Annotated in this window: 1 protein-coding gene (running past one end of the window); it reads right to left on the bottom strand. The window is 70.6% G+C overall.

The window, feature by feature from the left end:
* Positions 1-15,718, bottom strand: partial view of a hypothetical protein gene (locus ACFWWQ_RS00165; protein ID WP_384587529.1) — the 5' portion only. The gene continues 28,898 nt to the left of window position 1, outside the view; the window shows 15,718 of its 44,616 coding nt (coding positions 1-15,718); it begins with the start codon at positions 15,716-15,718; its stop codon lies off the left edge, out of view.

Below are 15,718 nucleotides of genomic sequence, written 5' to 3'. Positions count from 1 at the left end.
CGCCGTGGGACCGGGCGCCGGTGACCAGCGCGCGGACGGTCGCGTCGTCGTACGGCGCGGACCACGAGGTGGGCGGTTCGGGCAGGTCCTCCTCGCCGGCGGCCCTCACCGGGTGGCGGGTGGCCTTCTCCTCCTTGTCCCAGGTGTAGGGCGTCGGCTTGCCGGCGGCGTCCGGGTCGTTGGGGTGCTTCTGGTACCAGTCGAGCTGTTCCTCCGCGCTCAGCCGCACCTTGTTCAGCTCGCGCAGCAACCGCTCGGTCTCGGCGTGCAGCGCGGCCCGCTCGATCTTCTGCTCGACCAGGCGGCTCTCCGCCGAGCGGTAGCTCTTCGCCAGCTCCTCGGGGGTGCGGTGCGAGCCGCCGTCGTGGTCCTTGCGCGCCCGGTCCGCCTCGCCGATGATCTCGTACAGCCCCTCGATGCACCGCTCGACGCGGACGACCGCTTCCCGGTACTCCTCGGCCGTCTCGGTGATCTTCTCGCGGAGGTCCTTGACGGTGTCGTACGCCTCGGTGACGGCGGTCGGGAAGTGGGCGTCGTCGAGGAGGCCCAGTTCGCGCAGGACCCGTTCGGGGACGAGGGCGGTGACGCTCTCCTCGGCGGCGAAGAGGGCGGTGGCCGAGCCCTTGGTGTTCTCGACGATGTGGTCGAGCAGTTCCCGGCCGGCGTCGCCGGTCTCGTCGCCCTTGGCGTTCGTCCGGATACTCTCGACGGCCTTGGCGAACGCGTCGCCGACCGTCTGGGCGCTCGCGGTGAGGGCGTCGCCGACCTGGTCGAAGCCCTCCCTGAGCACCTGCTTGGTGACGCCCGCGTCGATCAGGAACTCCAGCGGCACCTCGATGAGGACCCGGCGTTCCGCCTTGGGGGCCAGCGACGCGTTGAAGGCGTTGGTGGTGGCGTGCTGCGCGGTGGAGGTGTCGCCCTGGGCGGAGACCACGCCCGTGGCACGGGAGTTGAGGGGGACGGGCTGCGCGCTGTACGACGGCACGATGCCGGGGGTGACGTTGCTGCTGACCGTGGAGCCCTCGTTCTGCTGCACCGTGTCGGTGACACGCTTGTCGGTGGAGAGCGTGACACCGTCGACGACGCCGAGGATCTGCGGGCGCGCCGAGGCCGCGCGGGCGTGCAGGGTGATCATGCCGCGGGCGGCGCCCACGGCATGGGCGTCGTGGACCGGCGGCTGCTGCCAGCCGTCGATGCCCAGCATCTGGGAGAGCATCTCGCGCAGGGCGCGGGAGGAGTTCTGCTCGTGCAGCTGCCGGGTGGCGGCGGTGGTCAGCTTGGTCAGGCTGCCGCCGCCCATGAGGGAGGGAACGTGGGTGAGGTTCTGCTCCTGGGCACCGGTGCTCTTCGGCGGCCGGGTGAAGCGGCTCTCCTGGCCGGCGGCGACGTCCAGGGCTGCCAGGACGTGCTGGTACAGATCCTTGCCGCTGCCGCCCTCAAGGATGATCACGTCCCGGTGGGCGAGCGCCTGGGTCAGCGGGCTGTTCTTCGCCTGCCAGACCTCCGGCACCACGGGAGCGCCGAGCTGCGTGCCCAGCGCGGAGGAGCTCGTACGGCTCACGGAATCCGCCGGCGACGTGACGCTCCCGGTGACGACGGCGTGGTCCGTGGGCGTGGAGCTGTCCGGGGCCGTGACCGGCTGCAAGGTGACCGGATCCGGCTGTGCGGCGGAGGTGTCCGGCTGCGTGGTGGGCGTGTTCCCGCCGCCCGGGATGCGGGCCGGGACCAGGAGCGATTCCGGGTGCATCTGGGTCAGCGATCCGGCGGGCCTGCGGACCCGCACGACGTTGCCGTCGCCGTCCGTGTAGGTCAGCTGGATGTCGTACGCGGCCTGGTACTCCGCGAACATCCCGTCCACGGACAGGGAGTTGGTGATGCTGATCGCCTGTGAGGTGACGCGGGCGCGGGTGGTGGTCGCGACGACGTTGACGGTGACGGGGGCGCCGATGCCCACCGCCCCGGCGGGCATTTTGCCGGACGCGTCGTTGTGCTGCGTCATGGCCGTGTGCGTACCGGTGAAGCCGACGTTCTGGGTGACGGACCGGGAGACCGTACGGGCCTGGGTGAGGCTGACCGAGCGATCCTCGTCGACGGTGACGTCGTGCCGGGTGCCGCGGTACGTCAGCTTCCCGGGCACCAGCTGGACGCGCAGCTCACCGGAGTGGGTGGCGTACGCGAGGCCCTCGCGGACGAGCTGGTAGTGCAGACCGCTGTTGAGCGCGTCCGGCGTCATCAGGGTGACGACCTGGCTGTGGAGCCCGCCGTCGCCCTCCAGGGACGTCTGCGGCAGCACCTTGCCGGCTCGGGAGCCCAGGGCCTCGGCGAACGCCTGGAGCGCGGGCCCGGCGTCGAGCACGCCGCGGAGGGAGACGAAGGGGGAGGTGGGCGACGGCGGCAGCCAGAGATCGGGCTGCGGCAGGCCGTCGAGGCCGTTGGTGACCAGCCCCAGCCGCTTCGCGTCGTCCAGCACGACGAAGGTCTCCGCGTCGCCCTGCACGGTGACACCGCCGTACCCGGCGTCGGTCGACGCGAACGGCTGGAGCGACTTCTTCTGCCCGGCCACGAGGACGTCGACGGCACCGAAGCCGATGAGCGCCTTGGCGCCCGAATACGTCGCGCCGAACCCGCTGCCGATGCTGAACGACACGGAAACGCCGGCGGTGGTGCCCCTGTTGAACAGCGTCCACACGGCGCCCCAGTTCTGGGAGACCTGGGTGCTGCCCGGCACGCCGGCCTGGAAGGCGGTGCCGCCGGTCAGCTGCGCCTGGACGTTGACCGTCTTGGTGACCGAGGTGCCGCTGCCGACGCTCAGCGCGGTGGGGACGCCGTGCTTGAAGTCCAGCCCGGAGTCGAGGACGTCGATGACGTACGCGTCGCGGGGCACCACCCGCAGTTCGGTCTGTGCCCGCTGCCGGAAGAACCGGCCGCGGAAGTACATCCCGTTGTCCTCGACGACCTGGATGCTGTGCGCGAACTGCTTGACCAGTTGCTGGGATTCCTGGCTGCCGGGGATCGCCAGCTTCCGCTTCAGCTGGGGGGACAGTTCGCCGAGCACGCCGCGCAGGACGGTCAGGAGGTCCTCGGAGTGCACGAGTGGCCGGGCGGCCATCGTGGCGACGGACTCCAGCGGGTGGTGCTGCCGGGGCGCGGTGAGCCGGTCCTTCACCCGGTCCGGCGGCAGTGTGGTGACCGTCCGCCCCGTCGGCGGGGGCGGCGTGGGGGCGCTGTGGCCCGTCAGCACGTTCTCGGCGGCCGGCGGGGACTGCGGCGGCTCGGGCACCCGCTCCACGGAGCGCGTGTGGGCGGGCGTCAGCGCGCGCGGATGGTAGACGTCCACCTCCGCCTCGACGATGAGGTTGCCGTCCTGCCGGTTACTCAGGTCCACCTGGTGCGGAGGAATGTCGAGGAGGGACCCCACGAGCATCGCCAGCGCCCAGCGTGACGTGGCGTGATGCTCGGCCTTGACGGTCATCGTGGCCTTGTAGGTGTAGACCTCGGACCCCTGGGCCGGCGACAGACCCAGCTCCGTGCCCATCTCCCAGCCGCTCTCGCTCTTGCGGAGCTGGGAGTGGGCGTAGGTGGCGGTGCCACCCGTCATGACCAGGTTGGTGCCCGTGACGGGCTTGACGCCGACATCGGCGCCGAACCCCACCTGGAAGCTCTGCTGGGATTCGGTGCTCGTGGAGTAGCCGCGGGAGCCCGACAGGCTGCCGCCGGTGGAGACGGTCGGCAGATAGCCGACGTAGCGGCCCTCGGACAGCTCCACCTTCCTCGTCACCCGGAGTTCGAAACGGCGCCCGTGCAGCGTGCGGCTGAGGACGAAGGTGTCGCCGCCCGCTCCGTCGACCACCTTGCCGTCGAGCTGGTAGGGACCGCCGGTGAAGAGCCGGTCGGGGATGCTCTCCAACCGCGTCGGGGAGGAGTTCCAGAGAATCCGCTCCTGGTTGCGCATCAGCTTGCGCACGTTGAAGCCGGGGGTCGGGTAGCTCGGCTCGGTGGCGTCCGGTACCAGGGCCTTCTTCATGCGGAAGGCCACCAGCTGGAAACCGGACGAGGCGGTCTGCCGCATCTTCCTGACGGTGGTCCGCTTCTTGTGGACCAGCGCCCGGACCTCCGGGTCCTTGTGGTGCAGCAGCGCCTCGGTGGTGCTCTGCAGAACGCGGTCCGACAGCGCCCGCCGGTCCGTGGAGCTGCCGCTCCCGGCCTCCGTCCGCGGGGGCGTGGGGGAATCGCCGCTGTAGGTCGCCCGCCGCTCCCCCCTCAACCGTTGCTTGACTTTCCGGATCTGGTGGGCGTCCAGGAGAGGGACGCTGTTATGCGCGCGGCGGAGGGGGGGCGGCAGGGTCCGGACCCTGGCGTTGCGGTAGACGGTGGTGTCCAGCGCCGACAGGCGGGGCGTGGTGTCCATCGAGAAACCACGGGGCAGCTGCGGAGCGGTGTGGACGTCGGTTCCGGCCAGGTTCGGATGGTTCCCCGTCCCGCCGTTGCCCAGTGCGGACGAGTCACGGGGAACGATCCGCAGTCCGGGGTCCCAGCCGGCCATCATCCGGGCGTCCTGCCGGGACAGGCGCAACAGCGCCTGACCGTCGAGAGCGTGGTGGAGCAGGTCTCCCCGGTGACGGAGCTCCTTCGGGGTCGAAGCGCCGGCCAGCACGTAGCCCGGTGTGAAGTCGACGGACATCGACAGCGTGGCCTTGTAGAGGCCGTGCACGGACTTGTCCGTCAGCCCGTACTGGTTCTGCGCCTTGTCCGACCGGGTCAGTGCGGACGTCTTCCCGGTGCCCACCTGGGCGGTGCCGGCGGCCTGCCCCCGCACCACGGAGTTCTCGGACGGGCCGACGGTGAGGGCCGCCGTGACCTGCGTGGTGGACGAGTGGGTCAGGTCGGAGCCGAACGCCGTGCTCTTCTGGACCTTCAGCTCACTGTCCGAGACCGTCTTCTCCAGCTCCAGAGGCGTCTCCTCCGCGACCTTGATGTGGTACTCGAAGCGGCCGATGACCCGGTTCTCGGCGTTGTGGACCAGCACTTCCTGCCGTCCGCCGCCGAGGCTGGACATCAGCTTCTCCTGCAGCGTCTGGGTGGAGAAGTGATGGAGGATCTCCCGCAGCGCCGGCATCTCCCCGGTCAGCTGGGCGTGCACGTGCGCGGTCTTCAGGGCCCAGTCGAGCAGGCCCTTCGGCAGGACGAGGTGGTCGGCTGCCGCCAGGGCCGGGAAGTCCTTTTCGCCCAGCGGGAAGCTGTCCGGGAACCCGGGCGCGGATCGAGGTGCCTTCGCCGTCTGGGCGTCCGGCACCCGCCATGCGAAGCCGCTCCCGACGGAGAGCTTCACCGGGTCGCGGCCGATGGGCTTCAGCTCGCCGTTTTCCAGCTCGTACGACCGGGCCTCGAAGTCCACGTCGTTGACGTAGGTGTGCGAGCCGCCGCTGTTGCCGGTGCCGTGCTTGCCGGACGTGGTGACGGAGTGGGTGGTGCTGAGGGTGGTCTGGTTGATGCCGAAGGAGAGCGCGACGTTGGCCATGGCACCGACCCCGGTGCCCGGCGCCATACCGGAGTTCACACCGAACTGCGGGGCGGACGGCTGAACGGCGACGGTGGCGCCCTTGTTGCTGGTGGCGGTGCCGCTCTTGACCTTGACGGTGTCCAGGTCCGCGTAGCGGGTGTACGAGCCGTGGTTGGCGGCGCTGACCGCGAAGACCTTGGTGGTGCCGTCCGCGCTCCGGTACGGCAGGAGCACACCACCACCGAGCGAGGTCAGGCTGTTCGCGTCCGCCCCGCCCGGGTGCCCGAGCAGGGCGTGCGGCCGGGTCTGCATGACGCTGAGCAGTTCCTTCTGCAGACGGTCACGCTCCTTGGAGCCGATGTCCGTCAGGCCGTTGACCAGCTGCCGGGCGACCTTGTCGGCCTCGCGCAAGGTGATCGCCGTGCCGCCGGCGGACGAGACGTGCCGCTCCAGGCTGGTGCCGCCCTCGAAGACATCCTTGTTGTCCTCGCCGCCCTTGCCGCCCTGACGGACCGGCCAGGGACCGGGGCGCGGATGTTCGATGAGGACGGGCCGGTCGTGGTCGAGAACCGCGATCTCCAGCGGGGCCAGCTCGCTGTCCTGTACCGACTTCGGCGGAGCGCCGTCCTCGTCCCTCGGCGCGAACACCACCTCGCGCTGCAGGGTGCGCAGGTAGTTCATGCGGCGCCCGACGATCTCACGCCGCCAGTCGTCGTAGGTCAGGCTCTGCTTCGGCCGGTCGGTCTCCTCCAGGAGGAGGGAGTACTCGCTGTACTTCTCCGCCGAGGTCTGGTGCTCCAGCCACTCCCTGGTCTCGTCGGCGGTCAGCGCGCGCGGCTTCTCGGAAGGGGAGGTCTTGGCGGGGTCGGTGGTGCCGGTGCGGTCGCTCTGCTCAGGGGTCCCGGTCGTCTTGGTGGTGCCGGTGCTGTCGCTCTGCTCAGTGGTCCCGGTCGTCTTGGTGGTGCCGGTGGGCTCGGGCGTCCCGGCCGCCTGGGCGGCGGTCCCGGCGCTCTCCGGGACGGGGTACCACATGCGGTCGCCGGTGTCCGGGACGGTGCGGCCGTGCTCCTTGAAGAGCCGGGCGCGCTCGTCCTCCAGCCGCCGGATCACCTGCTCGATGCGGCGGTCCGAGGGCAGCGACGCCCCCTGGAACTTCCCGTCCGCGTAGCGGATGACCACTTCGGTGGCCCAGGTGTCACCCACGCTCTGGGGGGTGCCGTCCTCGGAGACGACGGTGACGCGCAGGTCCAGCTCCTGGGCGGCGGCCTCGGCGGCCACCTTCGCCAGCTCGGCGTCCCAGTGGTCGCTCAGTACCGCCTGCCGGGCCAGGGCCCGGTACTGGTCGGGGTGGAGGCTCTTGAGGGCGTCGGGTGTGCGGCCCGCGGCGTCGAAGGCGGCGCGGGCCGTGTCGTCGAGGACGATCCCCGCCGCGGTCAACTCTTCGTCGGTGAGGAGTCGACGGGGCAGTTCCACCTTGTCGATCAGCGGACCCGAGAGGGCTACGGACAGCATCTCGGCCAGCGCGTCCACCCGCCCGATGCCGCCCGGGGCCCGGTAGCGGGCCGGGGGCACCGGTGCCAGCGCGTAGGCCAGCGCCTTGGCGAAGCCGGGGCCGCCGGGTGCGGCTTCGTCGAGCAGGTAGGACTCCGCGCCGGGGCCCGCCAGGTGCTTGCCGCCGAAGGTCACGGTGTAGCCCGCGGCCTCCGACGGGGGCCGGGTCTGCCGCTGTACGGCGTCCGACGAGGAAGCGGCCTGCTGCTGTACGGCGTCCGGCGACGGCTGCGGGTTCTGCGGTGCGGAACCCGCCGACTGCTCCTCCACGGACGCGAAGCTGACCTTCCGCCGCCGGTCCTCCTCGGTGAGGGCGCCCGGCTCGCGGAGGATGGACTGCGGACTCGCGTCGGGCTCTGGCGCCGGTCCACCCGAGGAGGGCAGCTTTGCCTGGGTACCGTGCAGTTGGCCCGTGGGGAGGTCGGATGGCGAGCCCGGCAGAAGACCGGCACGGCTCTTCAGTTCTTCCGGAGAGAGCCGCGGCAACAGCTCCGGGAAACCGACCGGTCCGAGATTCCTCAGCTCTGTCGACGGCGCAAGCACGTCGCCGTTGACGTCGAGGGTGACGACGGCGATGTCTTCGACGCCCTTGGCCTGAAGGAGCGGGAGCGGTTCGACGGCGCTGAAGTGGGCGTCCAGGGGGTCGAACCAGACGACCGTACCGTCGAGGTTGACGGCGTGCAGTTCCACGGGGGAATCGCTGCCCGGGACCTTTGCCACCAGGTACGCGTTGGCACCGTGGAGGTGCGTGTCGGCACCGTGGAGAGATGCGAGCCGCAGGCTTTCCTCGGTCACCGCGACCGCCACCAGAGCGTTGTCGAAGTGCGGGCCGGCGGCCAGCTGGAAGCGCTCGGTCTCCCGGACGGCGGAGCGGGGCACGTGCTCCACCGCGCCGGAACCACTCGCTGCGGAGGGGGGTGCGTCCGTGGACGGAGGCTCGGTCCGGTGGGTACTGGGCAGATCATTCGGCGGCTCTCCGGTGCCGGCGCCCCACCGCGCGGGCCCCGACGGCTGCCCGCCCGTACCCAGGAGGGAATTCAGGTAGAAATCCAAGTCGCTTTCGGTGCCCAGGGTGGGGTCCACGATGCTGCCGGAGTCGTCCAAGGGCGCCTCGCTGCCGTCGTGGAGAGAGTCTCCCTCGGACGACTGAGCGAGCTCCAACACCTCCAGGTGGGCGCTCAGGTCAGCGCCCACCTCGCCGAGGGATTTCCGCAGATCCGCAGAGGAACGAGCGTCCGTAAGAGAATCTCCCAGTGTTTTGTCCCACTCGTCCTGGATCCTCTTGTCAATCCGCTTAGCCGCCGCCCGCATTTTCTTCGCGAGATAGTCGACCCGCGAAGAACCGATTTCATCCCTGAGATCCCGGGGAAGGGATTCGAGCATCCCGTCGAGGTCATGAAGCTGCCCGCTGGCCCACTCCGCCAGATCACGGGTACGCCGCATGGCAGGCTTCGTGGAGGCGCGCCTGGCGGCCGGGAGGTTATCGTCCCACTTAATCTTCGTGTACTCCAGCTGTTCGGCGAGGAGATACTTTTTCAGTCGGCGGCGCAGCTCCCTCCCGGTTTCCTCGACCTGCCCCCACCAGTCGGAGGATGCGGCCCTCCGGGCATCACGCCCCGCCTGCGGCCACACCGGCGCATACCCGCCAGAGCCTTCCCGAACGCCGCCGCCCAGCAATTTCGACAGCTGGGCGAAGTCCTTCCTGAGCCGCGGGAATTTCGGGTGTGCGGCCTTCTCCCAGAACTGCGGCCGGAACACCTTGAGCTCGCCGGGTTTTCCCGTACTCTCTTCTGCGTCCAGCGCGAGGGAAGCCCCCTCGAAGTCTTGGGGCTCCGGAATCTGCTTGATGAATGTGGTGGGCGCCACCACTTCCAGACCGATCTCGTCCGCAGTTTCCTGCGCAAAGACAGTCCCGTGCAGGACGTCAGCCCCTACCCCGCACATGATCAGAAGCAACTGCGGCGGCAGGGATGCCATCTGCTCCAGGTCCGCAAGACTATTCCGGCGCCCGACTAGCTGAGCATAATCATCACCGGTGCCCAGATATTCGACAGTTACGCCGTTCTGCGTCGTCGACAGGTAGTTCCAGCCGGGACGTCCATGCGCAATACCCACCCAGAGGGGGCGCGACGGCTTCCACGGCACCGTGCCCCACATCAGAACATCCTTCGACCCCTTTACATCCCCCTCGGAATCCGCCGCGAGATGCACGAAGCGGCGACCGCTGAGATCGAGACCCGAGTAAGTCCAGCTCAGCCCGCTGACCTCCTCCGGGGGAGCAAAGATCCGGCCCCTGTAGTGAGGGAGTTCACCGCTGAACGTCACCTTCCGGTGATCAATTTGGTGATACTTTACCTGCTCGTACTCGCCCGTCCGCTCCGTCTTCAACCACAGCTCATGATTCGAATTAAGGAAGCCATCGTTCTCGCGGAACGCACGCAAGGAGATCTCGGCGCGGAACTCTCCCTTGGATGGCGGCGTTTCCATCTGAACGATGGTGAGGCCACGCTTGACAGATGAAGCGGCACCTTCCTGGCCGTTGCTCCCGAGCACCTCATCGATGGCCTTCTCCAGGCCACCAGCAATTGTCTGGGCGAGCGTCTTATCGCTGTGCATCTCGCCTTCGGAACCGGCCTTTGCCAGGGGTCCGTCGCCGAAGATGGAGATCTCGGCAACGGGGAGCTTCGCGCCCTTTCCCCGTTGCCTTGCTTCCATGGCCAGATGCGCCAAGCGGAAGCCGGCCTGGTAAACCATGTTGCTGGCAGCCGGTCCGCGGATACCTTCCTCCGCGCTGAAATGCACCTTGAAAGACTCCGCAGCCGCTTCCTCCGGCACTGTCCGGCGCTCCGTGACCCCCTCACCTGGAGTGGTCCCCCGCAGGAACTTCTCCCAGGAATTCTCCCGCGAGGAACCAGCCCTTCCCCGCTCCGGCACCCGACTCCACTTGCCCTCGGCCCCTTGCTTGCTTTCCTGGGCATACGAGAACTCGGACTTCCTCAGGAGTACCGAAGCCGAGCCCGCCAGCAGGCTCTTCTCCTCCGTCGTCAGCGCCTGCCGCAGCTCCGTGCTCACCTCGGACAGTTCGGAGTGCAGACTCGCGTCGGACTTCCCGACCGGTGCCTCGGCGGAGGACAACCTCGTCTGAATGTCGTGGAGATGGCTGATGAGCCGGCTCAGCGGCGACTCCGTCGCCAATCCGGCCACGGACTCCCTGTGGGAGGGAATCAGGTTCGTGTCATCTTCCTCCCCCACCACCTGCTTCGGGACAGACTTCTCCCCCACCCCCTTGACCGCCCCCAGCTGGTCCTCCTGCTTCGCGCCGGAGGTCTCCGCGAACTGCGTCAGCCGTGCGTCCAGTTCCTCGGAGAGGGTGCGCGCGGGCACGTTCTCGGAGGCGGCGGTGGTCGTCTCGTCGTCCTTCGGCCCGCCGGTCTGCCGCAGTGCGTCGAGCCGCTGCTTCATGACGTCGTACTCGGTCTGGACGGAGGTGCGGTCGCCGGGCGCCGCCGGCTCGTCGGTGTGGTGAGCACCCTGCCGGACGAGGGCCCCCTCGCCGAGCCCAGTGGCCGTCCGGTCGCCCGCCGCCGGGGCGTGGTCCGTACCGTGCTCCCGCTGGTGCCGGAGCCAGTGTTCGGCGTTGAGATCGTCGGGGCCCCACAGCCCCTGGTATGTGGTGAACCACTCCTCGCGGGCTTCGAGGCGCTCCAGGTCGTCCTTGCCGATGCCATGACCGGCGGCGGAGTCGTGGAGGTCCTTCAGCCAGCCGTCCATCCCGGCGGTGGCGCCCAGCTCGAAGCCGAAGCGGTACGGGAGTTCGCCCCGCAGGCTCTCCAGGCCGTCCTCCCAAGTGGCCAGCGTTTCGGACGAGGTCGCGGACGTCGCGGCCTGCCCGGACTGCTCGGACTGCTCGGACTGCTCGGACTGCTCGGACTGCTCTCCAGGCGCAGTCTGCTCGGTCTGTGCAGACTGCTCGGTCTGGGCAGTCTGCTCGGTCTGGGCAGACTGCTCGGACTGGGACGCCGCCTCCTCCGTCCGTGCGTTCCCGTCCGGGACGGACACGTCGCCGCTCCCGTCCCCGCCCTGGCCGACCGGCTCGCTCTTGGTGGGGAACAGCGCGTCGAACTGTGCCGTGACGCGGTCGGCGTGCTCGTTGACGAAGCGGTCCACGGCGTCGCGCGGCGCGGCCGGCATCCGGACCTGGGCCAGGTGGGCGGCTTCCTGGCGGGCGGCGTTCTCCGCCACGTTCCGCGCGAGGGAGAGCGCCAGCCGGTGGTCTACCGCCTCGGGGCGGGTCATCTCGCTGATCAGCTGGTCCGCGCCGTCGGGGTCGCGGTGCGGGTCGTGCGCCCAGGCGTTCAGCCGCTGGTGCAGTTCGCTGCCGAGGGCGAGGATCGCGGTGCGCTGCGCCGCCCCGTCGGCCTCCCGCAGGTCGAGCTGGAACTGCTCCCGGAACTCCGGGCTCAGCGCCTCCAGGGCCCGCTTCCAGGTGCCGGTCGCCGCCTCCTTCACGGCCTCGACGACGTCCTTCGCCGCCGTCTCCTTGGCCATCTGGAGCTTGACCAGGTCCGGCAGCTCCTGCTCCCGGGCGGCGCGGCGGTCCCGCCACTGCTGTTCCCGCTCGTTCTGATCGCCGTGGCGCCGGGCGCTGCCGGGGTCGCCGAAGATGTCGAGCCGGTCTTGCCGGTAGGTCTCCAGCCACTGCTGCCGCAGCCGCTCCCGGCCTCCCTCGGAGATCCGCGAGTCCGGATTCTCCGACGGGGCGACCGTTCCTGCCGTCGCGTCGCGGCCGTCCGTCGTGCCGTAGCCGCGTACGGCGCTCGCGTTCACCGTCGTGGTGAAGCGGTGCTGCGCCTCGTCGTGGTGCGTGGCGTCCCGGAGCGTCTCGCCGAAGAGCTTCTCCAGCTCCGGGCGGGTGGCGTTGAGGTCGGCGAGAGCGGCGCGGGCCTGCCGGTCGACCGCGTCGAGGGCGAGCGCCCGGTCGGCCCGGGCCTGCCCGAACACGTCGTGCAGGCCGAAGAGTTCGGTGTCCATCGCCAGCGTGACGGCGTCGACGAGGCGCTGCGGGGACGCCGTCAGCCGCTCCCGGCCGAACTGCTCCGCGACGAGGGTGCGGGCCCGGTGCTCGAACGCCAGCTTGGCCTCGTCACGGGCGCGTTCCCCCCGCGTACGGCGCTGCGGCGGCTCGTCCTGGCCGCTCTCCGCACCCTTCGGGCGTACGGTCTCGGGTTCGAGCAGGTCCAGCTGCGCCCGCCGCTCCGGCGAGAGGCTGCCGCGCCACTTCTCGAAGGCGTCGTCGGCCCAGCGGCCGGCCTGCTCCAGGGCGTGCTCGGTCACCCACTGCCGGTCGAGATGGGCGCGCAGTCCCTCCGGGGTGTCGAGGTGGTCGGGGCCGCCGTCGGCGATGCGGTGCCGGACGCGGCGCTGTTCCGCCTCGTACACGCGCGACAGGATCCGGCTGTTGAGCTCCTCGGAGTCCACCAGCCGGTGCCGGGCCCAGTCGCCGAGCGCCTTCTGCTCCCCGGCGCCGCCGTACTGCGACCGCTCGTGCCAGTCGAGGAGATCGTGGACCTGCTGCTCGCCGGGCGGGCGGGAGGCGTCCTCGCCGAGCAGCTGCCCGGCCCACGCGTCGAAGCCGTCCTCGAAGCGCTGCTCACGGGCGGCTTCCCGCTGCGCCTGGGCGAGTTCGGCCTGGCGCTGCGCCGTCATGAGGTTGTACGTCTTCTCGGCCCGCTGCGTGCGGGCGTCGAAGTCCTTGGGGGCGGCCCAGGCGGGGGGCGACGACGGGGCGTGCCCGCCTCCGGCCGACGGGGTGACGGGCGTCCCCTCGTCGTCCTGTCCACTGTGTCCCGACGCGTCCTCGACGGGCCCGTCGTGCACGTGGGAGGGCGGCGGCGCCAGGTGGCCGCCCCCGTCCGCCGACACCTGGAACCGCCCGGCGAGTGCCTCGTGCAGCTCCGTCAGGTACGCCTCGGACTCGGCATGGATCGCCGCCTCGTCGAGGCGGTACGGCGGCCTGAGGTTCCGGGCGGCCTCCAGCACCTGGAGTTCGGCCCACTCCTGACGTTCGCTGCGGGTCATCGGACGCAGTTGCCCGTCGTCGCCCGTGCCGCCGGAGCCGTCGCGCGCCCGCTCCAGCGCGTCGACCAGGTCGCCGGCCGACGGCCCGGAGCGGTGATCGGGGGTGCCCGCGGCGGAGTGCGTGCCGTCCGTGGCGGTGTGCGGGCCCGTGGTGGAGTGGGCCCCGTGGGTGTCCGTGACCGGCGGCGTCTGCGGGGAGGTGCCGGGGTGCTCCGCGGTGGCCTGCGGCGTCTCCTCGCTGCCTCCCGTACCGCTCTCGGTCCGGAAGCCGGCCGGCGGGGCGCCGGGCGGCGGCGTGCTGTGCGTGGCTCCGGTGTGCTGCTCCGTGGCCTGCCCACCGGTGGGCGTGTGCTCCGTGGACGCGGTGGTGACGGACTCCGTCGCCCCCGTGACCGTCGTCGGCTCCGTGGCCGAGGCCGGTGTCGTCGTCGAGGTGTCGGACGTGGTCGACGTGGTGGAGGTGGTGGAGGTGGTGGAGGTGTCGGACGTGGCCGCGGTGTCGGACGTGGCCGACGTGACCGACGTCTTCGACGTGGACTCCGTGGCGGAGGCGACCGGCGGCTTGACGTCCGGCTGCCCCGCGCGCGAGCCACCGGCCCCGGACTCCTTGGCACCGGTCTGCTGCGGGGTGGTCCCCGGTGTGCCCGAGGGAGGCTGCCCACCCGAGCCTGCGGGCGGCGCGGACCGCTGATTGCCCAGGTCCATGACCCGGGGGTTGCGGGGCGCGTCGCCGGTGTGGAGCTGGGGCTGCGGCGCCTGGGCGGGGGCGACGGATACGTTCGCCGGACCGGTGCCGGTCTGCTGCCCGCCGGCCCCCGACAGGTGCTCGGTGCTCTCGGTGGGCACCTGGTACGCACCGGCCGACGGGGGGACCGCCGCGGAGCCGGAGCCGCCCTGGCCCTCCTCCGAGCCACCGCTGCCCGACGTCGAGGCCGTGTCGGTGGTGCTGATCGTCGAGACACCATCCGCCGGCAGCGGCTTGGTGTCGTCCGACCCGCTCCAGGCGCCCGAGGTGTCGTTGGGTGTGGTCCCCGAGGGCAGCCCTCCCCCGCCGCCCGTCAGCTTGTCCCACCCGGCGCCGATGGCGTGCTGCGCGGCCGGCATGACGTACTCGCCCAGCCCGCGTCCCGCCGCGCCGAGGACCGCGCCGCCCACGAACGCCTGCGGCTTCAGCTCGAACTTGCCCTCGTAGATGTACGTGACGACGCCGTCGGAGAGCATGTTGTTGACGCCGTCCAGCGTCACGCCCGTACCGAACCCCGCGGCCTTGTAGAGGAAGTTGCCGTGCAGGTGGTCGCGGAGCGCGTTGTTCAGCGCCTCGGGGACGTCCTTGGCGAAGAGCTGCGCGCCGCCTGCGCCCAGCTCCTTGGCGTACGGCTTGACGGCGTCCTGGAGGCCGTTCTGGAAGGCTTCGCTGCCGACGCCCTTCTCCCAGTGGGTGACGAGCGCTTCGCCCCAGTCCCGGCCGAGCTTCCCGGCCTGGCCGACGTGCCCGGCCGCGCCCTCGGGGAACAGCTTGCCGCCCAGGTGCTTCTCGAAGAGCGCCTCGGTCTTGTCGGTGAACGCCTGGGCGACGGTGCCCTTCCCACCGACGAAGCCCTCACCGGGCTTGAAGCCCTTACCGAACCCGTGGCTGAACTGCGCCTGGGTGTTGCTCAGCAGGGAGCCGAGGTCCTTGGCGAGCGCGCCCCGCTCTCCGCTGGTGAGCTTGTCGAGCATCGGGCCGGTCAGGCCGTGCTCCGTGGCCGCCGCGCCCTTGCCGGCCGTCGCCGCGCCCTTCTCGATGCCGGGCGCCACCTTGGAGCCCGCCCCCAGCAGGCCCTTGCCGAACTTGTTGGCCGCCTCGCCGCCGACCAGATGGGTCAGCTCGGAGGTGAGCGCGCCCTTCGTGCCCTTGCCGATGGCGTTGCCGATCGCCTTGCCGATGCCGAGGCCGATCAGGTCGAAGGGGGCGGCGATGGCGCCGCCTATCGCCCCGGCGACGACGCTCTGCTTGAGCAGATCCGTGTCCAGGCTGTCGCGGTGGTGCTGGCCGATCTGGACTTCCTGAATGGTGAAGTCGGTGAGGAAGCCGACGCCGGCGCCGATGGCCGTCTGGAGCAGGACGGACTTCGCCAGTGCGGTCAGGAGCTGGAGGACGAACTCCCGGACCATCGCGTACTCGAAGCTCATGCCGAGCATCACGGCGGGGCCGAAGAACCAGCTCAGGAAAGCCGTGATCGCCATCTGCGCGATCATGGCGATGATCTGCCCGATGACCGACCACTTGGTGTGCTCGACGTCGGTGGCCGTCTTGTCAGCATTCTCCGCGAGCTGTCCGGCCTGCGCCGCGACCATGGCGAGGTACGGGTTCTCCCCGGCGCACATCCGGTTGACCAGGTTCAGGAACGACTCGGCGGTCGCGCCGCTGAAGCCCTCGTTGATGTCCTGGGAGACCTTGACGAACTCTTCCTGGATCTGGTCGAAGTCCCCGCCCGTCCGGCGGTAGTAGTCCGCGGCCTCGCGCAGCTGGTCCTCGTTGGCCTGCGGCCATTGCATGCCCAACGCGTTGAGGACGTTGATGACCTCCTGGCTGGGCATGAGGGCCAT

Origin of the sequence: Streptomyces sp. NPDC059080, from assembly GCF_042739975.1 — a bacterium.
In the GTDB taxonomy this organism is placed as follows: domain Bacteria; phylum Actinomycetota; class Actinomycetes; order Streptomycetales; family Streptomycetaceae; genus Streptomyces; species Streptomyces benahoarensis.
This window is presented reverse-complemented; position numbering and strand designations above follow the sequence as displayed.